Source organism: Phenylobacterium sp. (assembly GCF_041691455.1).
In the GTDB taxonomy this organism is placed as follows: Bacteria; Pseudomonadota; Alphaproteobacteria; order Caulobacterales; family Caulobacteraceae; genus Phenylobacterium.
The window spans coordinates 89,564-115,089 of sequence record NZ_JBEPUO010000005.1 but is presented as its reverse complement, the minus strand read 5'-3'; the positions used below and the strand labels follow the sequence as shown (position 1 = coordinate 115,089).

The window sequence follows — 25,526 nt, the reverse complement described above, 5'->3', positions numbered from 1 at the left end:
ATGTCCAGAAACCCCAGCGCCGCCCCGGCGATCAGAACCGCCGAACAGGTCGTCCGTTTCGACGACGTCTCCATGCGCTATGGGCGGGGGCCGGAGGTCCTGCGCGACCTCAACTTCACCCTGCCGCCGGGCTCGTTCCATTTCGTCACCGGACCCTCCGGCGCGGGAAAGACGTCGCTTCTGAAGCTGATCTACCTCGCCGCCCGTCCGTCCAAGGGCTCCGTCCATCTCTTCGGCCAGGACCTCGGCCAGGCGCCGGCCGAGGCCCGTCCGCAACTTCGCCGGCGCATCGGCGTCGTGTTCCAGGACCTTTTGCTGCTCGATCACCTTTCCGCGTTCGACAACGCCGCGCTGCCCCTGCGCATTTCCGGCCGTAAGCCGGCGGACTACCGCACCGACGTCGCCGAGCTTCTCACCTGGGTCGGGCTGGGCGCCCATATGAACGCGCTGCCGCCGACCCTGGCCGGCGGCGAGCGCCAGCGGCTGGCTATCGCCCGCGCCGTCGTCAACCGCCCGGAGATCCTGCTGGCCGACGAGCCCACCGGCAATGTCGACCCGGAGATGGCGCTCCGCATCTTCCGCCTTTTCGTGGAGCTGAACCGCCTGGGCGCCACCATCCTCATCGCCACCCACGATCAGGACCTGATCGCCCGCTCCGGCCGGCCGGTGCTGCATCTGGAGAAGGGCCGCATCACCGCCAAGCCGCCGCAGGGCCCGATCGGGCCCCAGGGCTCATTGGCCCTATGAGCGAGCCCTTCGATCCGCACCGCTGGCGTCCGGCGCCCTTCCTGCCCGAGCAGGAGGCCCGGGACGGCGCGCTGATCTTCGTCGTGGCCGTGCTCTGTTTCCTGGCCTGCCTGACCGCCATGGGGGTGCTCGCCGCCGACCGCGCGGCCAGCGGCTGGACCAACCAGCTGGTCGGCGAGGCGACCGTGATTGTGCGCCCGCGGGGCGGCGAGACGCCGGACGCCGCCGCCGCCCGCGCCGCCGAGACCCTCGCGGGAACCCCCGGCGTGGCGGAGGCCCGCGCGCTGGAGCCCGCCAAGGCCTACGACCTGATCCGCCCCTTCCTCGGCGACGTCAGCGACCTGGAGGACCTGCCGGTGCCCAGGCTGGTCGCCGTGACGCTCGATGCGAAACATCCCACCGACGCCAGGCGGCTCGACGCCGCGCTCAAGGCCCAGGGCGTCGATGCGACGGTCGACGACCACTCCATCTGGATCAAGGACATCCGCCGCGCCGGCCGCCTGGTGCGCTGGCTGGGCGCGGGGATCTTCGTGCTGATCGCCGCGGCCGCCGGCGCCGTGGTGGCCTTCGCGACCCGCGCGGGCCTCGCCGGGCGCCGCGATGTGGTGGAGGTGCTGCACATGTCCGGGGCCGAGGACGATTTCATCGCCCAGCTGTTCCAGGTCCGGTTCGCCCGCGTGGCCGGCCTCGCAGGGACGATCGGCGCCGTCGCGGCCGGCGTGCTGGCCATCGGCCTGCGCCTGGCCGGCGGCAGCGAGGGCCTGACGCCCGCCGCGCCGCTCGCCTGGAGCGACATCCTGGCCGTCGTCCCCTGCCCGCTGCTGGCCGCCGCGGTCGCGGCGATCGCGGCGCGGGTCACCGCCACCCGGCTGATCCGCGGCATGCAATGAAGTCGCTCGCCGCCTTCCTGGTCGTGGCGCTGATCTGGACCTGCGGCCTCATGGCCTTCGCCGCGCGGGTGCAGCAGTCGACGCCGCAGCCCGACCCGCCGGTCGCCGACGGCATCGTCGTCCTGACCGGGGCCAATTCCAATGAGCGCATCGCCGCGGCCGTCGACCTCCTGGCCGCCCACCGAGGCCGGCGCGTCCTGGTTTCCGGCGTCGACCGCCGGGTGAGCCGCGAGCAGCTTCGCACCGCCTCCAACACCGTGCGCCGGCTCTACGACTGCTGCGTCGACCTCGGCTTCAACGCGGTCGACACGGTCACCAACGCCCGCGAGACCGCCGAGTGGGCCAAGACCATGCGCTACAAGAGCCTGACCATCGTCACCACCGACTACCACATGCCGCGCGCCATGCTGGAGCTGCGGGCCGTGTTGCGGCCGCCCGACGTCACCCTGCAGACCTACGCCGTGCCGACCGCCATCCTGAAGAGCCGGCAGTGGTGGCGCTCGCCGCGCGCTGCGCGCTTGATGGTGGTGGAGTATTGCAAGTATCTGGCGATCCTCGGCCGCGAGGCGGTGCTGGGGCTTGGCCCCCGCGCCCAGCCCGCGGCGCCTCAGAAGGGCTGACCTTGCGCCTCGTCCGATCCCTGCTCTTCACGCTGATGTTCTATCTCTGGTCGGTGTTCTGGGTACTGCTGATCTCGCCGCTCATGGTGGGGCCGCGGATCTGGATGGTGCGCTCCTGGCGGATCTGGTCGCAGGGCGTGATGCTGCTCCTGCACGTGATCTGCGGCATCAAGGTCGAGTTCCGCGGCCAGCAGTACATGCCCAAGGCCCGCGCCCTGATCGCGCCCAAGCACCAGTGCATGTTCGACGTCTTCGCCCAGTTCGCGGTGCTGCCCGACAGCTGCTTCGTGACCAAGCAGGAGCTGATGTGGATCCCGTTCTTCGGCTGGTACGCCCAGAAGGGCCGGATGATCTCGGTCGACCGGGCCGGCGCCGCCACGGCGCTTCGCAAGATGGTCGCCGACGCCAAGGACCGCTTCGCCGACGAGCGGCAGCTGGTGATCTTCCCGGAAGGCCACCGCGGCGAGCCCGGCGTCACCGGCGACTACAAGCCCGGCATCGCGGCCCTCTACCGCGAGCTAGACGTGCCGGTGCACCCCATGGCCACCAACGCCGGCGTCCACTGGCCCGCCCACGGCGTGCTGCGCTATCCCGGGACCATCGTCTACGAGTACCTCGAACCGATCCCCCCCGGCCTGAAGCGCGCCGAGTTCATGCGGATCCTGCAGGACCGCATCGAAACCGCGTCCCTGGCGCTCCTGCCGCTTTAGAAAACCACGGTTCCAAATTCCTTTTTTCGGCTTCGCCGGGACCAGCCGTTCACGCACTCGCCTCCCAGGCCTCCACCAGCGCCAGCAGCGCCTGCATCGAGCGGTCGTGGACACCCTCCTGCTCCAGGTGCTCCACCAGGTCGCGCAGGTAGTCGACGTTGCGCCCTGAGAGCCCGGTCGCCCCGGCGATCAGCTCGGCCTGCCGCTCCAGGCTGAGCGCGCCGGCCCATTGCGGGTGATGCACGTCGGAGAGGAAGACCAGCGCCTCCACGCGTCGCCCGTCGGCCAGGCGTACCGCCCGGCGCGCCTCCACATAAGTCTCGGTCGGCTGCTCGCGCTCCAGCAGATAGGCGTAGACCCCCGCCCAGTCCTTCGGCGCGATACGGTAGGCCGCGCCCCGCACCGCGCCCCCGGGGGCCAGGCCCAGCACCAGGCCCGGCCGCTCATAGGTCCCGCGGTGGTGCACCGAATAGATGCAGAAGGCGCGGCGCCGTCCCGGCAGGGTCGCCGCGACCCGCTCGGCGAAGGCGAAGCCGGGCCGCCACATCAGCGATCCGTAGCCGAAGACCCAAAGCTCGTCCGACATCCCGCGCTCTACGGCTATAAGACCAGCCATGTCTCTGCCCGATCCCTCCCCGCCCCGCAAACCCCGCCGGCTCGGCCTCATCCTGCCGTTCGTGGCCCTTGGCCTGGCCGTGGCCGCCTGGAGCGGCGTCTGGTTCTGGGCGAAGGGCGAGGTCCAGACCCGGCTGGACGCCGCCCAGGCCGAGTTCGCGCGCGCCGGCTACCAGCTCACCTGGAAGGACCGCGACGTCGGCGGCTATCCGTTCCGCATGGACGTCACCCTGACCGAGGTCCGTCTGCGCGAGCCCTCCGGCTGGGCGCTGGAGGCGCCCAGGATCGAGGGCGAGGCCTTCATGCACGCCATCACCCACTGGCTGATCGCCGCCCCGGACGGCCTCACCTTCGTGCGGCCCATTCGCGGGCCGGTGACGGTGAAGGGCGAGCTGATCCGCGCCAGCCTCAGTCACTTCAACGCCCATCCCCCGAGCTTCTCCTTCGAGGGCGTCAAGCTGACCTTCACGCCCCAGCCAGGCGCCCAGCCCTTCGCGCTCACCGCCGCCGACCGGGTGGAATTCCACCTGCGCGCCGGCCCGGGCGACGAGGGCGGGGTCTTCGCCCGGGTGGACAACGGCAAGGCCCGGCTCTCCGGCCTCTTCGCCCGCGTCGCCGGCGACAAGCCGATCTCCATCGTCTGGAATTCGACCCTGTCGAAGATGCGGGCCTTCACCGGCGCCGACTGGCCCGACGCCGTGCGCCACTGGTCCGAGGCCGGCGGCAGCATGACGGTGCGCCAGGCCGGGATCACCGCCGGCGACGCGGTCGTCGGCTCCAACTCCGGAAGCCTCGGCGTCAGCCGTGACGGCCGCCTGACCGGCGTCCTCGACCTTACCCTTCGCCAGGCGCCGCGGACCCTGGGCGCCCTGGGCGCCGAGGGTGTCATCGACCAGGAGGCCGTCGGCGCCGCCACCGCCGTCGCCCAGGCCCGCCAGGGCGCGGGCGACGCGGCCCAGGCGAGCTTGAACTTCCAGGCCGGCCGCACGACGCTCGGCCCCGTCGCGCTCGGCGATGCGCCGCGGATCTACCAGCCGCGCTAGGACCCAGGGGGACGGCCATGGCTTCGTTCTACGACCGCTACGTCCTGCCGAGGCTGCTGGGCTGCGCCTGCGCCTCCTCGCCGGTGATGAAGCAGCGGGCCAAGGTCGTGCCGAAGGCCGCGGGCCGGGTGCTGGAGTTGGGCGTCGGCATGGGGTTGAACCTCAGCCTCTACGATCCGGACAAGGTGAGCGGCGTGATCGGTGTCGACCCGGCCCCGGAGCTGCGCGCCGCCGCCCTGGCCGCGCCGCGCGATCCCAGACTCGCCGTCGTCATCGAGGACGGGACCGCGGAGGCCCTGCCCTTCGACGCCGCGAGCTTCGACACCGTGGTCTGCACCTTCACCCTCTGCTCGGTCCACGGGCCGCAGGCCGCGCTCGCCGAGGCGCGCCGGGTGCTGAAGCCGGGCGGGACCTTCCTCTTCTGCGAGCACGGCTTGGCCCCCGACCCCGGCGTCGCCAAGTGGCAGCGGCGCGTCGAACCCGTCTGGAAGCGCCTGTTCGGCGGCTGCCACCTCACCCGGCCGATCTCCACCGCCATCGCCACGGCCGGCTTCCGGCTGGGGCAGGTCGACAGCATGTACGTCCCCAAGACCCCGAGGATCGCGGCCTGGAACGAGTGGGGCGCGGCCACGCCAGCCTAGGCGGACATCGCCCGCCCGAGGCGCGGCTTCCGACCGCCTGACCTGCGTGCTAAGGGCGCCCGGTGAACGCCGCCATATTGTTCGAACCCGACGGGTACCTGCTCACCGGCTCCAGGCTGATGGGCCGGCAATCGGCCGGAAACGGCTTCCTTCGCGCGGCCGTGCAGGCGCGGGGCGACCAGCCCGTCACCGCCTACACCCCCTCTCGCAAGTCCGCGGATGTCTTCCGGCGCACGGTCGCCGAGATCGACCCCACCGCTGAAAGCCGCTGGATTCCCGCCCAGAGATTGGACCTGCTGGCTGAGGTCGGGCTGCTCTACCGCCCGGACCACGTGATGGGCCCGACGGCGCGGCAGCGGCTTCGCGCCGGACCTGCCGCCTACAGCATCTGCGGCGTCACCCACACCCTGGCCGGACCGTCGCTCGAGAGCGTCGCGGCGCTCCTGGTCGAGCCGCTGATGGCGTGGGACGCGCTGATCTGCACCTCGACCGCCGCGCTTGGCGTCGTGACCGCGGTGATGGACCGGCAGGCCGAGTACCTGCGTTGGCGAACGGGGCTGGCGGTCCCGGACAACCGGCCGTTGCTCCCGGTCATTCCGCTGGGGGTCCACTGCGATGATTTCGCGTTCCGGGAGGACGAACGGCGGGCCGCGCGCGAGGAGCTCGATCTCGGGGCCGAGGCCATCGCGGTGCTCTGCGCCGGACGCCTCTCGATCAATGGCAAGGCCAATCCCTACGCCATGTTGCGCGCGCTCCAGCAGACGGCCACGGAGACCGGAAGGACGATCGTCCTGGTGTTCGCCGGCCAGGCTTTCAACGCGGCCATCGCCCAGGTCTTCCAGTCCGCCACGGCCACCTATTGCCCCGCCGTGCGGGTGGTCTTCGTCGACGGCAAGGATGCCGCCGCCTACCGCCGGGCCTGGGTGGCGGCCGATCTGTTCATCTCGCTCGCCGATAGCATCCAGGAGACGTTCGGCATCACGCCTGTGGAGGCGATGGCCGCGCGGCTTCCCGCCTTGGTGAGCGACTGGAACGGCTACCGGGACACCGTACGCGACGGCGTCGATGGATTTCGCATCGGGACCTGGGCCCCTGAGCCCGGCAGTGGCGCGGCCATCGCCCGTGACCACGAGGTCGGCCACAACAGCTTCCCGGAATATCTCTCGCGCAGCAACACCGCGGTGGCCGTCGACATGGGCGAGTTGACGGCGCGCCTGGGCGATCTGGTCACGGACCCCGCTCTGAGACGGCGCATGGGCGCGGCCGGCCGGGCTCGCGCCCGCTCGACCTTCGATTGGCCGGTGGTTTTTCGCAGCTACCAGGCGCTTTGGGATGAACAGACGCAGATCCGCCGCAAGAGCGGCGCCGACCCCGCCATCGCCGGCTGGCTGGCGCGGGCGCCTCGGACCGGCGCGGATCACGCGGGCCCCTTCGACACCTTTGCCGGCTATCCAACACACCACGTCGGCGCGGCGACCCTGGTGTCTCCAACCCCGGGCATGACGCCGGAGCTCTACCGGGCGCGAATTGGCGAGCAGCTGCTGTCGCTGTGGGCCGTCAATCCGGAAATCGTCGACAGCCTCCTGGCCGCCCTGGAGAACGGACCGTCTACCGTGGAAGCCCTGGCGGCCGCAGCGATGATGTCGACGCGGCAGATGGCTGAGGTCGCGGCCCGACTGGCGAAGATCGATGTGGTGACGCTCGCGCCCGGGATCGCGGAGTAGCCAGGCAGCCATCGGGCCGTCCAGCCGTTGAACAGGCGAAGGGAGCTTTTCGATGCCCGATCAGCCGCAACCGGCCACGCCGCCGAAGACCGAAGAGCCCGCCGATCCCTCCGTCTACGGCGGCCAATGGGGCGACGGCGCCCAGCAGAAGACCCCTGGCCCGCCGCCGCCGGACCGTCCCGACAAGATCGAGACGCCGCCCGGCAAGACCTGAGAATTCGCGCGGGACCCTGGTAGCTGGAGGCGGGATCGAACCGCCGACCTGTGGGTTATGAATCCACCGCTCTAACCATCTGAGCTACCCAGCCTCGGTAGGGCCAGGGTCCCGGCGCGAGGCGCGGGTTATAGGGGCTCGAAATCCCCGCTTCAAGCGGCTTGGCCGCGCGGCGGAACGGCGCGGCCGCTACTGCGGCGCCGCCCCGCCGGTCTGGAAGTCGAAGCCGGGGTCGCGCTGGCGGCCGCCGCCGAAGGTCCAGACGAAACCCGCCAGGAACAGCCGCGAGTCGAAGCTCTGGGTGAGATGCGATTTCAGGATCGGCGTGTCGATGACCTGCCGAAAGCGGATCGTGCTCAGGAGATCCTGCGCGGTGAAGATCAGCGACACCTTGTCGTCGAGCTTGTGGCGGTAGCCGAGGTTCAGGCCGCCGGTGGGTTCGATGTGGCCCTGCGGCGTCAGCCGCTCTCCGTTCAGGAAGCCGTTGAGCTGGAAGAGGTCGTCAGGCGTCGCCTGCCAGTTCAGGCTCGCGCGGCCGAAGCCGGTGACGGCCGAGCGTGTCTCGGGCGACCCCAGCGGCTGAGGGTCGATCTGGGTCCAGAGCGCGTTGGCGCTGAGCGTATAGGTCAGGGTCTTCGAGAGCCGGCCGTTGGCCACCAGCTCCAGGCCGGCGCTGCGGCTCTTCGAGACGTTCTCCCGCGTGGTCAGGAAGACGCCTGGGCCCAGGTCGCGGATCACGTCGGCGACGCCGTTGAAGGTCTCCCGGTAGTAGAGCGTCGCCTGATAGAGCGCCGCCCCGTCGCGGTCCTGGTAGCCGACCTCGTAGGAATGGGTCTCCTGCGGCTTCAGGGCCGGGTTGCCGGCCCGGAAGTTCAGCGGGTCGAGCAGGAAATGGAAGGCGTTGAACTCCAGCGGATCGGGCCGCTGGACCCGGTGGCTGTAGCTGGCGCTGAGCTGCTCCGCATCGGTGAGCTTCCAGGCCAGGTGCAGGCTCGGATAGAGCTTGGTGTAGTCGTTCTTGTCCTTCTGGCCCTGGGTCGCCTGGTCGAGGTCGATGCGCACGTCCTCGAGCCTCAGGCCCGCCAGCACCGTCAGCTCGCCGAACGGCCGCTCGTAGGTGACATAGGCCTGGTTGAGGCGCTGCCGGTAGAGGAAGCGGTTGGTGAGCGTCGGATCGGGCGCCAGCGCGCCGGCCGAGGGGCCGCGGAAGCCCCGGTTGCCGTAGGCATTGTCGTCGTACTGCAGGTCGAACCCGGCCTTCAGCGTCACCCCCGCGCCCAGCGGCCGGACGTAGTCGCCCTTCAGCTCGGTGCGGTGCTGGCCATAGTCCAGCCGCTGGCTGTCGAAGGCGTCCGGCAGGACCGGCAGGAGGCTCGTCGTCCGCCCGGCCCGGATGCGGTCGTCGTTGGTCGCCTCATAGCTGAGGTTGAGGGTGAACTGGTGGCCCTCGCCGGCGAACTTCCGCCGCAGGTTCGCCGCCACCGCGGCGTTGGCCCGCCGCTGGTCGACCGCGAGCTGCCGGTCGAAGACCTCGGCCGGCGCGCCCGAGACGTCGTCCTGCGCGAAGCGGCTCGGGCTGCGCAGGTGGAAGTCCGTGTAGTTGCCTCGCAGCTCGCCGCCGATTCGGGTGGACGGATCGAGGTCGTAGTCGAAGCTGCCCCGCGCCGCGCCGGTGTCGAGCCACAGATGCAAGCGCTGGCTCTGGGTGATGTCGTCGAAACCCCCGGCCACGGCGTCTAACCGCTGGCGGTCCTCGACCGTCACCTGCCGCTGGCCGTCGCGGCGATAGTTGAGGTCGCCGGCCATCGTCAGGTCCTTGGAATTGTAGCCGCCGCTGGCGCTGGCCGTCGCGCGGCCCGCGTTGCCGGCGGTCGCCCGCAGCGAGCCGGTGCGTCCGGCCCCCTTCGCCGTCTTGCTGATCAGGTTGATGATCCCGCCCGAGCCGTCGGCGCGGAACTCGGCGGAAGGGTTGGTGATCACCTCGACGCGCTCGATCTGGTCGGCCGGCAGCTGCTGCAGCGCCTGGCCCTTGTTGTCGCCGCTGAACAGGCTGGAGGGCTTGCCGTCGATCAGGATCGTGACATTGGGGTCGCCGCGCAGGCTGACGTTGCCCTGCACGTCCACCTCCACCGAGGGCAGGTTGCGCAGCGCATCGCCGATCGAGCCGGTCTGGGCCTGCAGGTCGCCGGCCACGCTATAGCTCCTGCGGTCGATGGCGGTCTGCACGGCCGGCGCCTGGCCCGTCACCACCACCTCGCCAACCGTTCGTCCCGGCGGCTTGGGCGCGGCAGGCTTGCTCGCCGGCGCGGGCTTGGGCGGGGAAGCTTCCTGCGCGAAGGCCGCCGAGGGCGTTGCGGCGAACGCGATCCAGATCAGGCAGGTCTTCAACGGTGCGGCCCCTCGCAACATGAACGGAAAGTCACTGGCCAAGCCGGCCGGCGCGACTAGGATACAGATGTACTTTGATCTAGAATACACGTGTATTTTCGTTAATCCGGGCGAGGGATCGCGGGCCGTGAAGATCTCCGGGGCTGAAAGCCAGATCATGGAGGCGCTGTGGCGCTGCGGGCCGCTGACGCCTGACGGGATCATCGCCGAGGTGGGCGAGGCCCAGGGCTGGGCGCCCGGCACCGTCAAGACCCTGATCACCCGGCTGTTGCGCAAGAAGGCCATCGAGGGCCGGCGCGAGGCGGCGGGCTACCTCTACCGCCCGCTGGTCTCCCGCTCGAGCTATGTGCAGTCGGAAAGCCAGAGCCTGGTGGACCGGCTGTTCGACGGCGAGGTCGCCCCGCTGGTCGCCCACTTCGCCGAGCACCGCGCGCTGACCCCCAAGGACATCCAGCTCCTCAAGAAGCTGATCGCGGGCCTGGAAGATGAGTGACCTGCTGCTCGTCCTGCTGCGGGTCAACCTGGCCGTGGCCGCGGCCATCGCCGCTGTGATGCTGCTGCGGCTGCCGGCGCGGCGGCTGTTCGGGGCCCGCATCGCCTACGGCCTCTGGTCGCTCGTTCCCCTGGCGGCGCTGGCGATGCTGCTGCCGGCCCGCGTGGTGACGCTCACCCAGGCCCACGCCGCCCAGATGTGGCCCGAGACCGCCTCGCCCGCGGCCGCGGCCTCCACCGCGCCCCTGCCGGCCGCCTTCGACCTCCCGCCGCTGCTGACCGCCCTCTGGATCGCCGGCGGTCTCGCGAGCCTCGGCTGGCTGGTCTGGCGGCAGGTCCAGTTCGGCCGGGCCCTGCGCGAAGGCCGCGCCGGACCGGCGGTGATCGGGGTGCTGCGGCCCCGGATCGTCACCCCTGACGACTTCGCTCAGCGCTACACGCCGCGCGAGCAGCTGGTGATCCTGGCCCACGAGGCGACGCACATCGCGCGGCACGATTCGCGGATCAACGCCCTGGTGGCGCTCGCCCGCTGCGCGGCCTGGTTCAATCCCCTGGTCCATCTCTCGGCCCACATCCTGCGGATCGACCAGGAGCTCGCCTGCGACGCCCAGGTGGTCGCCGCCCACCCCAAGGCCCGCCGCTCCTATGCCGAGGCCATGCTGAAAACCCAGCTCGCCGTGCGCCCGCTGCCGATCGGCTGCTACTGGCCGGCGCAGGGCGTCCACCCGCTCGCCGAGCGCATCGGCCTCCTGTCACGCCAGGCCCCGGACCCCGCCCAGCGCCGCCTCGGGACCGCGGCCGTCGCCCTGCTGGGGCTGGTCGGCGCCTGGTCGGCCTGGGCCGCCCGCCCGGCCCAGGTCGTCTGGCAGGCCGCCCCGCAACAGGCCGCGCCTGCGCCCATCAGCTGGACGGAGCCCGCCGCAGCCCCGCCCCGCCCCGCGCCCTCGTCGCCTGCCGGCGCCCGGCCGGTTGACGCGTCCTGGCGGCCCACCACCCTGACCGGGCCGGCGCCGACGATCGCCTCCGCCGCCGCGCCCACGGAAGAGCCCACCACCCCGCCGCCCTACACCAAGAAGGTGTTCATGATCGCCGACCTTTCCTCGGTAGAGCCCGGCTCGGCCGTGCGCGTGCTGGCGACCATGACCGATCCCGAGGGCCATCCGCTCACCACCGACCTCACCGCTTTCGGATCCCAGTCGGCATACCGCTTCGGCTACTATCTGCGCGAGGGCAGCCGCTATTCCCTGTTCACCAGCGTCCGCCAGCAAGGCGACCGGTTCCTGGTCGGCGCCAGCCTCGACCGCCGGTTCCGCCCGGAGAACTCCGGCGCCGTGGCCCTGGCGTCGGGCCAGAGCGGCCGGATCACGCTGGGCGACGGCCAGGTGGTCACCGTGACGCCCTGGGTCCGCCCGGAGACGGCGCAGGAGGTCGAGGAAGGCCGGCGCGCGCTCCGCGATCGCGGCCGCGGCTGGTTCATGTCCGCGTCCTGGAGCGGCGACCTGCGCCGCTGCGGCCTGCGCAACCAGCTCTGCTGAGCTAGCCCCCGCCGCGCGGCCTGAGCATGTCCGACCAGCGCCACTCGCCGGAGCCGACCACCAGCCGGGCCGAGCCGGGCGCATCGTTCAGGGAAAACAGCACCAGCCCGTGCACCGGCTCGGCGCGGCAGGCTTCCGGCGCGAACGCCACCTCCCACATGATCGCCTCGCGCACGGCGGCCAGGCCGTTGCCGTCCTGGCCGCGGCTCTGCACCCAGTCGCCGTTCCAGATGTAATGGGCCTTGCCGCTCGACCCGGCCACGCGGTCGGCGTCGGCCACGGCGGCCTGCACCAGCCGGTCCTTGCGCAGCGCCGTCTGCAGCCTGCGCGCCATGTCGCAGGGCCGCCCGCCCGCGCCGGCGCCCGCCGCGGAGGCCGAGGCGACCTGGGCGTCGCTGAGTTCGACGCCTTCCGCGCGGATAGGCGCATCGCGGGCCGGGATCGGCCGTGCGTCGGGGCGGTCAGCCTTGGTGGGCCGTGCGAGGTTCCGAGGCGGCGGCGGCTTGGGCGGCTCAGGCGGGGCCGGAGCCGGCGGCGCCGGCGGCTCGACCGCCGGCGGGACGTCGACCAGGGCCACCGTCATCGGTTCCGGCTCGACGAGCGGCTTGGGCGAATCGCGGTGCGCCGTCAGCAGCGCCAGGATGGCCAGACCGTGCCCCGCGACGCTGAGCGCCGCGGTCACGAGGCCGCGCCGGGCCGAGCGCCGGCGCGCCTTCGCCGCACGGGCGGCGTCGGCCGCCACGGCTTGGCCTAGGCCAGAACGATCAGCACGACCCGGCGGTTGGCCTGACGGCCTTCACGCTTGTTGTTGGGTTGCACCGGCACGTCGGAGCCATAGGAGATCGTCGAAATCCGGTTCAGCGCCACGCCGTGTTCGTTCAGGTAGCGGCGCACCGCCTCGGCCCGTTCTTCGCCGAGCTTGTAGTTGAAGTCCTTCGGGCCGGTGGCGTCGGTGTGGCCCTGGACCTCGACATAGACGTTGCGGTTGTCGGTCTTCAGCTTGTCGACGAAGGCGTCGAGCCGGGCCTGCGCTTCGGGCGACAGCGCCGCCTTGGACACGCCGAACTTCATGCTGTCGTCGGTCAGGACCTCCGAATAGAGGAACTTGCCCTCGGCGAGCTTGCCCGCCGCGGTCGCCCGCTGCAGCGCGTCGCGCGAGGTCTGGTCCAGGCTCGCCAGCTTGGTGTCGTGATCGGCGACCCGGGCCGAGACGTCGGAAACACGCGTATCCACGGCTCCGACCTGCTCGGTGACGAATTTCTTGGTGGCGCAGCCGCCGAGGCTCACCACGCCCAACATCATCGCCCCCGCGATCATCATCTTCGACCCACGCTGGATCATAAGTCCCTCCGTTTCGGCGGTTCCGAACCACCATTAACTATTCGACAGGTTCTAGATCGCGTCCGAAGAGGGCCATTTGTGGGCATAGCTTGACCGTACGAATTTTGCGGCCCGGTCATGCCGCCGTCGCCCGCCGGCGCTATCGGCGCGCAACAATCGTCGGCCACCATGGCGTCCGCCGGTTCCGTTCGGGGGGAGAATCACGATGCGCGCGTTCGGTCTTTTGGCGGCCCTGGTCCTGGCCGGAGCCCTCGGCGGCTCGGCCCTTGGGGCCCCTCCACCGGAGAAGGACCCTGGCCGCCTGCCGCCCATCGCCAGCCTGACCGACGGCGTCTGGATGAAGGGCGACCTCCATATCCACTCGCGGCACAGCAAGGACTCCAGCAACAACCCGGTCCGGAAGATCATCGCCTTGGCCGAGACGGTCCACATGGACTACCTGCTGATCTCCGACCACGACAACCACGTGAACGGCGACGTCGCCCACCACACCTGGGCCGACCCCGAGTACCGCTCCCAATCGGTCGTCCTGCTCTATGGCGCGGAATGGACCACCCACCGCGGCCACGGCACGGCGATCGCCGCCAAGCCCTACGACCACCAGGCGCTCTATGACGTCGCCGACGACCGCGACGTGAAGATCGCGGCGGTGAAAAAGCGGCTCGGCATCCACCTGTCGGCCAACCACCCCGGCACGCGCGACGCCTTCGCCTTCTCGTACGACTTCGTGGATTCCGTCGAAGCCTGGAACTCGGCGGTCTGGGCCAACAACGCCATCAACATGCACATCTGGGACGACATGCTGAAGTCCGGCCGCCACATGACCGGCCGCGGCGGCAGCGATTCGCACCACGGCTATCCGGACACGCCCGCCCAGGCCACCAGCCTCAGCTACCAGGCGCCGGAGAACAACGTCGGCACGCCCACCACCTGGGTCTTCGCCAAATCCCGCACCGGCCAGGCGGTGGTCGACGCGCTGACCAACGGCCGGGTCTCGGTCAGCGCCAACCCCTATTCTCCGCGCGTCGAGTTCTACGCCGACCTCGATGGCGACGGCCGCATGGACATGATGATGGGCGACAACGCCAGGGCCACCGGCAAGCCGGTCACCTTCCACGTCCAGCTGTCCGGCAAGACACCGCCGCAGGCCGCCTACACGGTCCGCGTGGTCAAGGACGGCGCCACGTTCGCCACCCTGCGGATGAGCGGCGCCAAGCCCGCCGCCGACTTCACCGACACCCCCGCGCCGGCCGGCCGCACCTACTACCGCGTCGAGGTCGAGGGCCCGCCGACCCCCTACCCTGAGGTCCCCGGCTCCATGGCCTTGAGCGGAAACATGCTGGGTCTCTCCAACCCGATCTATTTCAACTTCGACCCGAAATTTTGAGCCCGGACGCCGCCTCTCCCCCACGCAGCGGGAGGGAGAGGGCGGCGCGCGGCCTTCAGGCGGTGAGCGCCGCCGGGCGACGGCGCGAGCGCAGGGCCACGCCGACGCCGCCGAAGCCGGCGATCATCAGGGCCCAGCTCGCCGGTTCCGGCACGCCGCCGGCGTTCGAGCCGGTGAAGACGTAGTCGGTCTTGATGGCGTCGTCGGGCATGGTCTGGGTCAGCGTCGTGCCGTCCGAGAAGCCGACGGTCAGGACCGCGTTGTTGAACGCCCCGTTGTTGAACAGGATGTTGCGGAAATCGGAGTTGCTGGAATTCGAGCTGTCCGGATCGAAGTCCACCTGGAAGCGCAGGCCTTCGTCCGGGTTGCGGGCGTCGAAGCCGGTGAAGGTCATGAACAGGCCGTCGGCGCGCGTGCCGCCGTCGGACTCGTCGGGGCTGGTCACCGTGAACTGGATCTGCGGCGCGCCGTCGTCCAGGCGCGTGAAGCTGATGGCGCGGTCGATGTTGTTCGGGTTCGGCGCGAAGTTCAGCGAAAAGCTGGTCAGCGACGCCGTGTCGGAGGTGTTGCGCAGCGTGAACAGCGGCGTATCGGGCGTGCCGTTCGACAGGGTGTTGATATCGAGCGTGAAGCCGGTGGCGGCATTGGCCGCCGAAGCGCCCAGGACGAGCAGGCTGGCCGCGATGGCCGAGGAGATGATGCGGAATTTCATACGGTTGAAGCACCCTGAACTCGCGCGACTCATTTCGCGCGTACGGAGCGACATAATAGAATCCTTATATGGGACGCGAGCGGTTTCACCTGCCATGCGAGCAGACCCCGCGCAGCGACCTCCGAAGGGGATCCGCCAAGGCCCCTCCCCTTCGCACCCCTGACCCGCTAGGTTCGCCGCACACATGAGCGTGCTGCACCTTCTGGGAACGGCTGGCGATGGCGGGGCGGAGACCTACTTCGTCGACCTGCTGACGGCGCTGCGGCGCGCCGGCGTCGCCGAGGCCGCGGCGATCCGCCGGCACCCGGGCCGCGAGGCCGCGCTGAAGGCCGCGGGCATTCCGGTCAGGACGCTGGGCTTCGGCGGCCCCATCGACATCCTCACCCGCACCGCCGTGGCCGGTTATGCGAAACTGCAGGGCGCGCAGCTCTGCCTGGCCTGGATGAACCGCGCGGCGCGCCACACGCCCAAGGGGCCCTGGGCGCGGATCGGCCGGCTCGGCGGCTATTACAATCTCAAATACTACGCCGGCTTCGAAGAGCTGGTCGCCAACACCGAGGACATCGCCGAGTGGATCGTCGGCCAGGGCTGGCCGGCCGGCCGCGTGCGCTGCATCCCCAACTTCGCCGCCGCCCCGCCGGACGGCGCGCCGCTCGACCGGGCCAGCCTCGATACCCCGGCCGACGCCCCCCTGCTGCTCGCCATGGGCCGGCTGCACGAGTCCAAGGCCCACGACGTCAGCCTGCAGGCGCTGGCCGAAGTCCCCGACGCCTTCCTGTGGATCGCCGGCGTCGGCCCGCTGGAGGCCAAGCTGAAGGCGATGGCGCAGGCGCTGGGGGTCACCGACCGCGTGCGGTTCCTCGGCTGGCGCACCGATCCCTCGGCGCTCTATCGGGCGGCCGACGTCTGCGTCTTCCCCTCGCGCTACGAGCCGCTCGGCAATGTGGTGATCCAGGCCTGGGCCCATGGCCTGCCGGTGGTTGCCGCGGCGAGCCAGGGCCCCAAGGCGCTGATCGAGGACGGCCGCGACGGCGTCCTCACCCCCATCGACGACCCCCAGGCGCTGGCCGCCGGCGTCCGCCGCCTGCTGGCCGAGCCCAAGCTCGCGGCCCAGTTCATCCAGCGGGGCCTCGGCCGGGTCGCCGCCGAGTTCTCCGAGGCCGCCGTCGTCAGCCAGTGGAAGCTGCTCTTCGCGGACTACGGGGTCGGCTGATGTGCGGCATCGCCGGCCAATTGAGCGGGACCGATCAACGCGTCCCGCAGATGATCGCGGCCCTCACCCATCGGGGCCCGGACGGCGTCCGCGTGGAGGAACGAGCCGGCGCTGCGCTGGCCCACGCGCGCCTGTCGATCATCGACCTCGAGGGTGGCTGGCAGCCGCTGCATGCCGCGGGCTCCACGGTCATCGGCAACGGCGAGATCTATAACTACGTCGAGCTCGCGCGCGACCATGCGCTTGAGGGCGCGCTGGCCACCGGCTCCGATTTCGAACCCCTGCTGCACATCTACGCGCGAGAGGGCCCGAAGGCCTTCGAACACCTGCGCGGCATGTATGCGCTGTGCCTGATCGGCGGCGACGGCCGCACCTGGCTCGCTCGCGATCCCTTCGGCATCAAGCCGCTCTACATCATGGAGCACGGGGGCGGCCTCGCCTTCGCCTCCGAACCCCGCGCCTTCCTGAAGGCCGGCCTGATGCAGACCGTGCTGGACGACGAGGCGGCCCGCGAACTCCTGGCCTTCAACTACACGCTCGGCGCCCGCACCCTCTTCCAGGGCCTGCGGAGACTGGCCCCCGGCGAAGTCTGCGAAGTCCGCGACGGGAGGATCGTCTCCAACTGGCGGCAGAGCTGGCGGCGCCCCAAAGACCTCACCCGCGACACGGACGAAGCTGCCTTGATCCAACAGCTCGACGCCGTCCTCGAAGACTCCGTCCGGGTGCACCAGCGCTCCGACGTGCCCTATGGCCTGTTCCTATCCGGCGGCATCGACAGCGCGGCCATCGCCACCCTGATGTCGCGGCTGAACGAGCGCCCGGTCACCGCCTTCACCTGCGGCTTCGACGCCCCCGGCGCCGCCGATGAGCGCGGCCAGGCGGAGCGCGTCGCCCGGGCGCTCGACCTCGACTGGCGCGAGACCAGCTTCGGCGAGGCCGACTTCTGGCGGATCGCGCCTCAGGTCGCCTGGGCGCTCGACGACCCCACCGCCGACTACGCGACCCTGCCGACCTACAAGCTCGCCGAGGCCGCCAAGGGCACGCTCACCGTCGTGCTCACCGGCGAGGGCGGCGACGAGCTCTTCGGCGGCTACGGCCGCTATCGCCGCGCGCTGCGGCCCGCCTGGCTCGGCGGCCGCCCGGCCGAGCCCCGGGGCGCCGACCCCGCCGCCCTCGCCCGCTGGCGGACCGAGGCCGCCCCGCCGCCGGGCCTCACGCCCCTGCAGCAGGCCCAGTGGGCCGACATCACCACCTGGCTGCCCAATGACCTGCTGCTCAAGCTCGACCGCTGCCTGATGGCCCATGGGCTGGAGGGCCGCACACCCTTCCTCGACCGCGAGGTGGCCGCCTTCGCCTTCCCGCTCGCCGACAGGTTCAAGGTGCAGGGGCGCTACGGAAAGTGGCTGCTGCGGAAGTGGCTGGAAAAGGCCTGCCCCGCCGCCGAGCCCTGGGCCCGCAAGCAGGGCTTCACGGTCCCGGTCGAGGCCTGGATCGCGCCCCGCGCCGCCGACATCGCCGCGCGCCTCAACGATATCGAAGCGGTCCGCCGCGTGAAGCCCGACGCCCAGGCCGCCTTCACCGCCGGCGGCGACGGCGTCCGCTGGCCCCTGCTCTTCCTGGCGCTATGGTCCCGCATCCACCTCGACGGCGCGACCCCGGCCGAGGCCCTGGAGAGCGTGGTAGGGACGGTCTGAGGCCGGAAGCTTCGTGTTTTCCGTGGTCAATCTGCCCTACGCCGGAACGACCCCGTACCTCGCCCCGATCTCGGCCACGGTGGCCTGGAACTCGGCCATGGTCTCGGAGATGATCTGGGCCACCGGCTTCACCTCGTCGATGCGGCCCGCGACCTGGCCCGAGAGGGCGATGGAGGCCTCCATGTCGCCGCCGAAGTAGAGGTCGAGCGCGCGTCCGAACTCGCCCATGATGTTCTCGGGCGGGGCCTTTTCGTACTCGGTGGTCTTGGCGGTGCGGAGCGCCCGCAGCGCCGGGCCGGGACCGAAGCGGTTCAGGAAGACGGTGTCGGTCTCCTTGGCGTTGAGGATCGCGTCCTTCCAGTTCTGGTGCACCGGGCTCTCGGCCGACGAGACCATCCGCGTGCCCATCTGCACGCCCTCGGCGCCCAGGGCGAAAGCCGCGGCCATGGTCCGCCCGTCGGTGATGCCGCCCGCGGCGATCACCGGCACGGAGACCTTCGAACAGACCAGCGGCAGCAGGACCATGGTCGCCACCTCGCGGCCGTTCTTGAACCCGCCGCCCTCGCCGCCCTCGACCACCAGGCCGTCGACCCCGGCGTCGATCGCCTTCATGGCCGCGGCCAGCGACGGGACCACATGGAAGACGGTGAGCCCCTTGGACTTCAGCGCCTCGCAATATTTGTTGGGGTCGCCCGCCGAGGTGGTGACGAAGGTGACGCCCTGGTCGGCCACGAACTGCACGATGTCGGGGTCGCGGACGAAAGCCTGGGCGACGTTGATGCCCCAGGGCTTGTCGGTGAGCGTCTTCATCTTCTTGACCTCTTCCCGCACCTCGTCGAGGCGGCCGGAGGAGGTTTCGATGATGCCGAGCCCGCCGGCGTTGGAGACCGCCGAGGCCAGCTGCGCGCGGGCGATCCAGCCCATCGGCGCCTGGACGATGGGATACTTGACGCCCAGGAGATCGGTGATGCGGTTCTTCATGGCGGGCCGCCTTACTTCGGTTTGAAGCTGTTGTTCGCCCGGTCGCGGTCGGGCAGCCGGTGGTCCGGGTCGATCGTCGCCTCGGCGATCGCCGGGCCCGGATCGAGGGTCACGACGTGGCTGCCGGTCTGCATCCAGGTCTCGGCCGGCAGCTTCACCTCGCGCTTTTCGCCGGTCTTGTAGGTCACCCGCAGCGTCGCCGGCAGGATCAGCTGGCCGAGGTTGACCACCGTCACCTGGGCGCCGTTCGACGGCTCGCCGCCCACATAGCTGACCTCGGTCACCGCCAGGTCGTGGGTCCAGTTCTCGAAGAAATAGCCGCGCCAGAACCACGACAGGTCCTCGCCGCCGGCGCTCTCCATGGCCCGGAAGAAGTCGCTGGGCTTGGGATGCCGGAAGGCCCAGTCGGCGATGAACTTGCGGAACGCCGGGTCGAACCGTTCCGGCCCCAGGATGTCCTCGCGCAGCAGGGTGAGGCCGAAGGCGGTTTTGAAATAGGTCACCGGGTGGCGGTATTTCTCGCGCACCGCATCGGCCCGGCTGACGATCGCGGGCGCCTCCCTGTCGTTCAGCAGGGCGGCGATCTGGTCGCCCGGCGCCTCGGGCCCCGGGGCATATTCGCCGTCGCGCTTGGGCCCATAGAGGCCGTTCGCGAAATCGTCGGACTCATAGACGTCGATGAAGGTGTTGAAGCCCTCGTCCATCCAGGCGTCGCGCCGCTCGTCGGAGCCGACGATCATCGGGAACCACGAGTGGCCGATCTCGTGCGCCGAGATGAAGAACAGCGTCTTGGCCTTGTCCGGGATGCCGTCGAAGACGATCCCCGGATATTCCATGCCGGTCGCCGGCCCCGCGACATTGATCGCGTTCGGCCAGGGGTAGGGGTACCAGCGCCTGGAGAATCGCTCGACGGCGTCCTTCATATATTCGGTCGACCGGCTCCAGGCGTTCTCGCCGACGCTCTCCGGCGGATAGACCGACTGGGCCATGGCGGTCTTGCCGTCCGGCAGGTTGATCCGCGCGGCGTCCCAGACGAACGCGCGGCTCGCGGTGAACGCCACGTCGCGCGTCTGCTCCATGTGGAAGCGCCAGGTCTTGGTGACGCCGGGCTTGGCCGGAACGCTCGCCAGCACCTCCTCCGGCGTGCGGATCAGCACGGTCTTGTCGCTGGTCCTGGCCCGCTCGAACCGCGCCCGCTGCTCGGCGCTCAGCACCTCCTGCGGATTGGTCAGCGCCCCGGACCCGGCGACGATCATGTCGCCCGGCAGGGTCACCGCGTAGTCGAAGGCGCCGTACTCAAGGTAGAACTCGTTGGCGAGATACGGCAGCGTGTCCCAGCCGTGGACGTCGTCATAGACCGCCATCCGCGGGTACCACTGGGCGATGTCGTAGATCGCCCCGTGCGGGTTCTCGTTCCACGCCGTCCGCCCGCCGAACAGGCCCGGCACGGTGTAGTGATACCGCACATGCAGCTTCACCTGGCCGCCGCCCGCCTTCACCGGCCCCGGCAGGTCGACGCGCATCCGGGTGTCGCTGATCACGAAGTGGGCCGGGGCGGCCTTGCCGCCGCGCTCCGCCGACACCGCCTCGATGGCGTAGCCGTCGGTGTAGCTGTTGCCCCGCCGCCGGCCCGCGCCGCCGAAGGCGCCGGCCCGGCTGTCGGGCTTGTAGATGTTCTGGTCGAGCTGCAGCCAGAGGAAGTCGAGGCTGTCGGGCGAGTTGTTGGTGTAGGTGATCGTGACCTCGGCGGAGAGCACATGGGCCGCGGTGTCGAGCTTGGCGTCGATGTTGTAGTCGGCGCGGTTCTGCCAGTAGGCGGGGCCCGGCGTCCCGGCGCCGGTTCGAAGCGTGCTCGCCGCGGCCGGCAAGGTCAGGGGCGCGAAGGTCTTGAGCGGATCGTAGGCCTGGGCCTGGACCGAACCGGCCGCCACCGCCGCGGCCAGGAACGCAAGAAAACCCAAACCCATATCGCCAGCTCCCCGAGACCCGAGCCTCCATCTGGCCCGCTCGCGCCGACCGTGCAAGCGCGGGGTTAGAGTCCCAGCCGCGCGGCGGCTTCCTCGCCGATCGCCAGCGATGAGGTCAGCCCCGGGCTCTCGATCCCGAACAGGGTCATAAGGCCGTCGATGCCGTGTGCGGCCGGCCCGTCGAGGCGGAAATCGGGCTGCGGCTCGTCCGGGCCATGGAGCTTGGGGCGGATGCCGGCGTAGTCAGGCGTCAGCGCTCCCTCCGGCAGGCCCGGCCAGAACTTGCGGATATATTCGGCGAAGGCCGGCTCGGCGGCCGGGTCGACGCTATAGTCCAGGGTGTCGACGTAGGTCAGGTCCGGCCCGAACACCGCCTGGCCGCCCAGGTCGCGGCGGTAGTGGGTGCCGAGCGCGCCGTGGATCGGCGGCGGATAGATCAGCCGGGCGAACGGTGCCTTGCCGACCAGGCGGAAATACATCCCCTTGCCGTAGTGCCCCTTGGGGATGGTGGCGGCCGGGAAGCCGTCGATCTCGGCGGCCACGGCCTGGGCCGAGAGGCCGGGCGCGGTGACCAGGTAGCGGCAGGTGAGCTCGGCCGGCTCCTCGCCGCCGGCCCGCACCGAAAACCCTCCGCCGGCCAGCGGCGTCGCGCCCTCGAACGGCGTCGACAGCACCACCGCCCCGCCGCCGGCCTCGATCTCGCCCTGCAGGGCCAGCATGTAGCCGTGGCTGTCGAAGACCCCGCTCTGCGGCGAGATCAGCGCGCCCTCGCACTTCAGCGCCGGCTCCAGGGCCAGCGCCTCGCCCTTCGAGAGCTGGGCCATGCCCTCGACATCGTTGGTCCGGGCCTGCTGCAGGATGGCGTCGAGCCGGCCGACCTCGTCGACGGTCGTCGCCACCACCAGCTTGCCGCAGCGGTCGAAGTCCACGTGGTGGCTCTCGAGGAAGGCGTAGAGCGCGCGCCGGCCGGCGACGCACAGCCGCGCTTTCAGCGAGCCCGTCTCGTAGTAGAGCCCGCCGTGGATCACCTCGGAATTGCGCGAGGAAACGCCCTGGCCGATGGCGGCCTCGCGCTCCAGCACCGCGACGACCATCCCGCGCTTGGTCAGGGCATAGCCGCAGGCCAGGCCCACGGCGCCCGCACCCACCACCACCGCATCGAAGTCGAATTCGGCCATGGGTCCCACGCCTAGAGCATGCCGCGCCGGATGCAAACCGCCGCCCCACCTGCTAGCTATGCTGCGACGAAGCCTGGGGGGGAAGGTCGATGAAGAAGCTGGTTCTGGCCGCGGTCGCGGTCGTGTCGCTGGGCGCCGGCGCGAGCCACGCCCAGGTGCCGATCGACCCGGCGTCGCACGCCGCGATCGCCTCGATCCTCACCTGGGCGCCGGACGAGCAGTCGAGCGGCTATCGGACCATCGAGACGATCTTCAAGACCCACACCATCAAGCGCGGCAAGACCGTCCACCCCCTGCCCGTGGCCGCCAGACAGATCGAGCCGACCTTCACCTACGACGGCAAGACCTGGACGATCGACGACTACATGAAGGCCTACCGGGTGTCGGGCCTGCTGGTGCTGAAGGACGGCAGGATCGTGCTTGAGAAGTACGGCCTCGGCCGCAAGCCGAGCGACCGCTGGACCTCGTTCTCGGTGGCCAAGTCGGTGACCTCGACCTTGGTGGGGGCCGCGATCCAGGACGGCAAGATCAAGAGCCTGAACGATCCCGTCACCCGCTACATCCCCGACCTCAAGGGTTCGGCCTATGAGGGCGTGAGCGTCCGCCAGATGCTCATGATGAGCTCCGGCGTGAAGTGGAACGAGGACTATACAGACCCGAAGTCCGACGTCGCCCAGGCCGGCGGCTCGGTCACCGAGCCCGGGATCAACCCGATGGTCAGCTACCTGCGCAAGCTGCCGCGCGCCAATCCGCCGGGCGCCAAGTTCAACTACAACACCGGCGAGACCGACCTCGTGGGCGTGCTGGTCTCCAAGGCGACCGGCGAGACCCTGGCGCAATACGCCTCGGAGAAGATCTGGAAGCCCTACGGCATGGAGCAGGACGCCATCTGGATGACCGATCCCGGCGGCCAGGAGCGCGGCGGCTGCTGCATCTCCATGACGCTGCGCGACTACGCCCGGGTGGGCCTGTTCATCGCCGGCGGCGGGGTCGCCAACGGCAAGCCGATCGTGCCGCCGACCTGGGTCGCCGAGGCCACCAGGCGCCAGATCGACAACGGGATCCCGGGGGGCGGCTACGGCTATTTCTGGTGGATCCGTCCGAACCAGTCCTACGAGGCCGTCGGCATCTTCGGCCAGTCGGTCACCACCTTCTCCGACCAGCACCTGATCGTCGTCCAGAACGCCGCCTGGCCGAAGGCCACCGGCAAGGAACTGAGCGCGGCGCGCAACGCCATGCTGGAGGCCGTGAAGGCGGCGACGAAGGGGAGTTGAGGACAATCGCGTCTGGTGTGCTTCTCGAACTTGCGCACCTCGACGAGCATCTGGCCGGCTACGCCCTCAGGTCGTGATCCCCGCCTCGGCCTTCGCCGCGCCCAGCGGGTCGGCCGCCTGCTGGACCTTGGCGCCGTGCTTCTTGGCCTCGGTGATCGGCTCCCACTTCTCGCCCTTGCCGGTCTTGATGGCCTTGGCGAAGTCCCGCGCGTCGCTCAGCACCGCCTCCAGCGTCTCAAGCGCCTTGGCCATGTCCGGGTCGCCGTCGTCGCCCACCGGGGCGAGGCCCAGGTCGGCCATGGTCGTGTGGCTGAGGAAGTCCTTTACCTGGGCCGTCCAGGCGTCGCTTTCCTGGTCGGCGCGGAACAGGGTCTCGAGCTTCTGCAGGGCCGGGTTGTTCTTCTGGGCGAGGGTCTTGAGCTGGGTCAGGTCGCTCACGCCATAGGCCTGCGTCACCTGGTTGTAGAGCGTCAGCATGCTCTCGCGGGTCGTCAGGTTGTCCTTCAGGCTGTCCAGCGAGCCGAACAGGACCGTGCCGTCGGAGGCCTTGCTCCTGGTGCTGAAATAGGTCGCCTGGTCCTCGGGCGAGAGCTTGTTCAGGTTGTCCAGCATCTGCGGATAGGGGTCCTCGCCGGGCACGAGGTACTTCTCCACTAGCGTCTGGGTCTGGGCCCGGCGGGCAGCGAAGGGCGAGGCCGCGGCGTTCATCGCCACCGCCTGCCCGGCCGGACCGCCGCCGGCGGGCACATCGCCGTTCAAGAGGTTGAGGGCGGCGATCTGGTCCTTGCCCATTACCCCGCCGGACCCGTCGTCCACCTTGGCGAGCGCGTCCGTTATGGCTTTCACGTCCGGCGGCGAAGAACCGTCCGGCGGCCGCGCGCTGGGCGTGTCGTCCGCGCCGAGGCTCTTGCTCAGCGTCTTGGCCGCCACATAGATCTGCTGGTCGTCAGCGGAGAGCGCGTTGAACGCCGTCGCCGCCTTCCCGGTGAAGGTGGTGGGGTCGGTCTCGTCGTACTTGGTGTCCGGATCGCGTTGGCTGTCGACCGTGGCCAGGACCTGGTTTAGCCGCTGCGAGAAGGACGAGACCAACGCCGCCTGGGCGGCGGCCTCGCTCATCATCCCGCCGGGCGGCGGGGTCGCCGGTGGCAGGCGGTTGTCGAGCAGCACCTGGCCCTTGGCGAGGATGTTCGTCAGCAGGGCGTAGGCGTTCAGCTGGTCGCCGACCGCCGTCTTGCCCGAGGTGTCGTTGAGGGCGGCGACCGCCGTGGCGATCTGGTCCTGGGTGGGCGGAGACGGGTCCGCCGGCGGCGCGGGCGCCTTGCCGTCGAGGATCTGCCGGGCCTGGTTGGACAGCGTGACGGTGTCGACCGGGTCGGAGGTAGGCGGCGCGGCCGCTGTGTCCTGCGCCTCGGCCTTCGGCGACGGCGGCGGAAGGATCGGCCTCTGGGCCGTGACAGCCGATGTCGAGATTGCAACCATGGGACGCTCCTCCCGACACATTCGGGCCCCAGCGCTAAGGTTCAATGAACGCGTTATCCGGGTCCGCCGCAGTGACGCATCGAGGGGCCAAGCCGTTGCCGCCGAGCCCACCGCGTGACAGCATCCGCCCCATGATCAAGGGCCTGCATCACAGCGCTTACCGCTGCCGGGACTCCGAAGCGACGCGGGCGTTCTACGAGGACTTCCTGGGGCTGCCGCTCAGCGGCTCGCTGGTCATCCAGGAGACCAAGAGCGGCCGGCCGACCAAGGTGCTGCACACCTTCTACCGGATGGACGACGGCTCGTTCCTGGCCTTCTTCGAGGCGCCGGACATGGATTTCGAGTTCAAGACCCAGCACGACTTCGATCTGCATGTCGCGCTGGAGGTCTCGCCCGAGACGCTCCGGACCATGTTCGCGAAGGGCAAGTCGCTGGGCATGGAGACCCGCGGGGTCTCCGATCACCACTTCATCGACTCGATCTATTTCCGCGACCCGAACGGCTATGTGGTGGAGCTGACCGCCAAGCGTCCCGACCACGACGCGGCAATGGACCCGTCGCGGAACCAGGCGCGCGAGATTCTCGACCTCTGGACCTCGGAAATGTCGCCGCAGGCCTGAGACCGGCGTTTTTTCAGGGGTGCGGCCACCGCCGAAAGCCGTGTAGCTTGGCCCTAGCCGG

The 25,526-nt window shown here is 70.4% G+C and carries 24 protein-coding genes and 1 tRNA gene; 15 read left to right on the top strand and 10 right to left on the bottom strand.

Going from position 1 to position 25,526, the window contains the following annotated elements; all coding sequences use genetic code 11:
- The 4 genes from ACESMY_RS10125 to ACESMY_RS10110 are packed head-to-tail and all read left to right on the top strand — an operon-like array spanning position 1 to position 2,967.
- Complete coding sequence (locus ACESMY_RS10125) at positions 1 to 747, top strand: cell division ATP-binding protein FtsE (RefSeq protein ID WP_372784460.1); 747 nt, start codon at positions 1 to 3, stop codon at positions 745 to 747.
- Positions 744 to 1,637, top strand: a complete 894-nt coding sequence (locus ACESMY_RS10120) for a cell division protein FtsX (protein ID WP_372784459.1) — start codon at positions 744 to 746, stop codon at positions 1,635 to 1,637. Before ACESMY_RS10125 ends, ACESMY_RS10120 begins: the two co-directional genes overlap by 4 nt.
- On the top strand, positions 1,634 to 2,257 hold the full coding sequence (locus ACESMY_RS10115; RefSeq protein WP_372784458.1) for a YdcF family protein: 624 nt from the start codon (positions 1,634 to 1,636) through the stop codon (positions 2,255 to 2,257). The genes ACESMY_RS10120 and ACESMY_RS10115 overlap by 4 nt, the downstream gene beginning before the upstream one ends.
- A 2-nt stretch (positions 2,258 to 2,259) precedes the next feature.
- Positions 2,260 to 2,967, top strand: a complete 708-nt coding sequence (locus ACESMY_RS10110; protein ID WP_372784457.1) for a lysophospholipid acyltransferase family protein — start codon at positions 2,260 to 2,262, stop codon at positions 2,965 to 2,967.
- A 49-nt stretch (positions 2,968 to 3,016) separates the two neighbouring features.
- On the opposite strand, the gene ACESMY_RS10105 is transcribed toward ACESMY_RS10110, so the two are convergent.
- Complete coding sequence (locus ACESMY_RS10105; RefSeq protein ID WP_372784456.1) at positions 3,017 to 3,553, bottom strand: gamma-glutamylcyclotransferase; 537 nt, start codon at positions 3,551 to 3,553, stop codon at positions 3,017 to 3,019.
- Between the two features lie 28 nt (positions 3,554 to 3,581).
- Here ACESMY_RS10105 and ACESMY_RS10100 point away from each other — a divergent pair, with 28 nt between their 5' ends.
- From ACESMY_RS10100 to ACESMY_RS10085, 4 genes are all read left to right on the top strand, one after another.
- Positions 3,582 to 4,625, top strand: a complete 1,044-nt coding sequence (locus tag ACESMY_RS10100) for a DUF2125 domain-containing protein (protein WP_372784455.1) — start codon at positions 3,582 to 3,584, stop codon at positions 4,623 to 4,625.
- Between the two features lie 17 nt (positions 4,626 to 4,642).
- Positions 4,643 to 5,266 (top strand): class I SAM-dependent methyltransferase, encoded by a 624-nt coding sequence (locus tag ACESMY_RS10095; protein ID WP_372784454.1) that lies wholly within the window; start codon positions 4,643 to 4,645, stop codon positions 5,264 to 5,266.
- Between the two features lie 62 nt (positions 5,267 to 5,328).
- Entirely contained in the window at positions 5,329 to 6,990 is a 1,662-nt protein-coding gene (locus ACESMY_RS10090) for a glycosyltransferase family 4 protein (RefSeq protein ID WP_372784453.1), read from the top strand.
- Between the two features lie 52 nt (positions 6,991 to 7,042).
- Positions 7,043 to 7,204 carry a hypothetical protein gene (locus ACESMY_RS10085; protein ID WP_372784452.1) on the top strand — a complete coding sequence of 54 codons (162 nt, stop codon included), beginning with the start codon at positions 7,043 to 7,045 and terminating at the stop codon, positions 7,202 to 7,204.
- Between the two features lie 17 nt (positions 7,205 to 7,221).
- Here the strand turns inward: ACESMY_RS10085 and ACESMY_RS10080 are convergent.
- Together ACESMY_RS10080 and ACESMY_RS10075 are read right to left on the bottom strand one after the other, a co-directional pair.
- A tRNA-Met gene (locus tag ACESMY_RS10080) sits at positions 7,222 to 7,298 on the bottom strand.
- A gap of 95 nt (positions 7,299 to 7,393) precedes the next feature.
- Positions 7,394 to 9,592 carry a TonB-dependent receptor domain-containing protein gene (locus ACESMY_RS10075; protein ID WP_372784451.1) on the bottom strand — a complete coding sequence of 733 codons (2,199 nt, stop codon included), beginning with the start codon at positions 9,590 to 9,592 and terminating at the stop codon, positions 7,394 to 7,396.
- Between the two features lie 127 nt (positions 9,593 to 9,719).
- Here ACESMY_RS10075 and ACESMY_RS10070 point away from each other — a divergent pair, with 127 nt between their 5' ends.
- Together ACESMY_RS10070 and ACESMY_RS10065 are read left to right on the top strand one after the other, a co-directional pair.
- On the top strand, positions 9,720 to 10,085 hold the full coding sequence (locus ACESMY_RS10070) for a BlaI/MecI/CopY family transcriptional regulator (RefSeq protein WP_372784450.1): 366 nt from the start codon (positions 9,720 to 9,722) through the stop codon (positions 10,083 to 10,085).
- Complete coding sequence (locus tag ACESMY_RS10065) at positions 10,078 to 11,619, top strand: M56 family metallopeptidase (RefSeq protein ID WP_372784449.1); 1,542 nt, start codon at positions 10,078 to 10,080, stop codon at positions 11,617 to 11,619. Before ACESMY_RS10070 ends, ACESMY_RS10065 begins: the two co-directional genes overlap by 8 nt.
- 1 nt (position 11,620) lies before the next feature.
- Here ACESMY_RS10065 and ACESMY_RS10060 read toward each other — a convergent pair whose 3' ends face one another.
- Both ACESMY_RS10060 and ACESMY_RS10055 read right to left on the bottom strand, forming a co-directional pair.
- Positions 11,621 to 12,361: a hypothetical protein gene (locus tag ACESMY_RS10060; protein WP_372784448.1), complete on the bottom strand. Its 741-nt coding sequence runs from the start codon at positions 12,359 to 12,361 to the stop codon at positions 11,621 to 11,623.
- An 8-nt stretch (positions 12,362 to 12,369) separates the two neighbouring features.
- Positions 12,370 to 12,960, bottom strand: a complete 591-nt coding sequence (locus ACESMY_RS10055) for an OmpA family protein (protein ID WP_372784447.1) — start codon at positions 12,958 to 12,960, stop codon at positions 12,370 to 12,372.
- A gap of 205 nt (positions 12,961 to 13,165) precedes the next feature.
- On the opposite strand from ACESMY_RS10055, the gene ACESMY_RS10050 reads away from it, so the two are divergent.
- Positions 13,166 to 14,347 (top strand): CehA/McbA family metallohydrolase, encoded by a 1,182-nt coding sequence (locus ACESMY_RS10050; protein ID WP_372784446.1) that lies wholly within the window; start codon positions 13,166 to 13,168, stop codon positions 14,345 to 14,347.
- A gap of 55 nt (positions 14,348 to 14,402) precedes the next feature.
- On the opposite strand, the gene ACESMY_RS10045 is transcribed toward ACESMY_RS10050, so the two are convergent.
- Positions 14,403 to 15,059, bottom strand: coding sequence for a PEPxxWA-CTERM sorting domain-containing protein (locus ACESMY_RS10045; RefSeq protein WP_372784445.1), 657 nt, complete (start codon positions 15,057 to 15,059; stop codon positions 14,403 to 14,405).
- 184 nt (positions 15,060 to 15,243) lie between these two features.
- Between ACESMY_RS10045 and ACESMY_RS10040 the strand changes: the two genes are divergently transcribed.
- Positions 15,244 to 16,272, top strand: coding sequence for a glycosyltransferase (locus tag ACESMY_RS10040; protein ID WP_372784444.1), 1,029 nt, complete (start codon positions 15,244 to 15,246; stop codon positions 16,270 to 16,272).
- Positions 16,272 to 17,966 (top strand): asparagine synthase (glutamine-hydrolyzing), encoded by a 1,695-nt coding sequence (asnB, locus tag ACESMY_RS10035; protein WP_372784443.1) that lies wholly within the window; start codon positions 16,272 to 16,274, stop codon positions 17,964 to 17,966. Before ACESMY_RS10040 ends, asnB begins: the two co-directional genes overlap by 1 nt.
- Before the next feature lie 36 nt (positions 17,967 to 18,002).
- On the opposite strand, the gene ACESMY_RS10030 is transcribed toward asnB, so the two are convergent.
- The 3 genes from ACESMY_RS10030 to ACESMY_RS10020 form a co-directional block, all read right to left on the bottom strand.
- Positions 18,003 to 18,947 (bottom strand): NAD(P)H-dependent flavin oxidoreductase, encoded by a 945-nt coding sequence (locus tag ACESMY_RS10030; RefSeq protein ID WP_372784442.1) that lies wholly within the window; start codon positions 18,945 to 18,947, stop codon positions 18,003 to 18,005.
- 11 nt (positions 18,948 to 18,958) lie between these two features.
- Positions 18,959 to 20,914 carry a M1 family metallopeptidase gene (locus ACESMY_RS10025; RefSeq protein WP_372784441.1) on the bottom strand — a complete coding sequence of 652 codons (1,956 nt, stop codon included), beginning with the start codon at positions 20,912 to 20,914 and terminating at the stop codon, positions 18,959 to 18,961.
- A gap of 65 nt (positions 20,915 to 20,979) precedes the next feature.
- Positions 20,980 to 22,092, bottom strand: a complete 1,113-nt coding sequence (locus ACESMY_RS10020) for an NAD(P)/FAD-dependent oxidoreductase (RefSeq protein ID WP_372784440.1) — start codon at positions 22,090 to 22,092, stop codon at positions 20,980 to 20,982.
- An 89-nt stretch (positions 22,093 to 22,181) separates the two neighbouring features.
- On the opposite strand from ACESMY_RS10020, the gene ACESMY_RS10015 reads away from it, so the two are divergent.
- Positions 22,182 to 23,366 (top strand): serine hydrolase domain-containing protein, encoded by a 1,185-nt coding sequence (locus ACESMY_RS10015; RefSeq protein ID WP_372784439.1) that lies wholly within the window; start codon positions 22,182 to 22,184, stop codon positions 23,364 to 23,366.
- A 66-nt stretch (positions 23,367 to 23,432) separates the two neighbouring features.
- Here the strand turns inward: ACESMY_RS10015 and ACESMY_RS10010 are convergent, their stop codons facing one another.
- Positions 23,433 to 24,845, bottom strand: coding sequence for a hypothetical protein (locus ACESMY_RS10010; RefSeq protein ID WP_372784438.1), 1,413 nt, complete (start codon positions 24,843 to 24,845; stop codon positions 23,433 to 23,435).
- Between the two features lie 131 nt (positions 24,846 to 24,976).
- Between ACESMY_RS10010 and ACESMY_RS10005 the strand changes: the two genes are divergently transcribed.
- The gene (locus tag ACESMY_RS10005; protein WP_372784437.1) at positions 24,977 to 25,465 is read left to right on the top strand and encodes a VOC family protein; all 489 of its coding nucleotides are present in this window, start codon (positions 24,977 to 24,979) and stop codon (positions 25,463 to 25,465) included.
- The last annotated feature ends 61 nt before the right edge of the window (positions 25,466 to 25,526 follow it).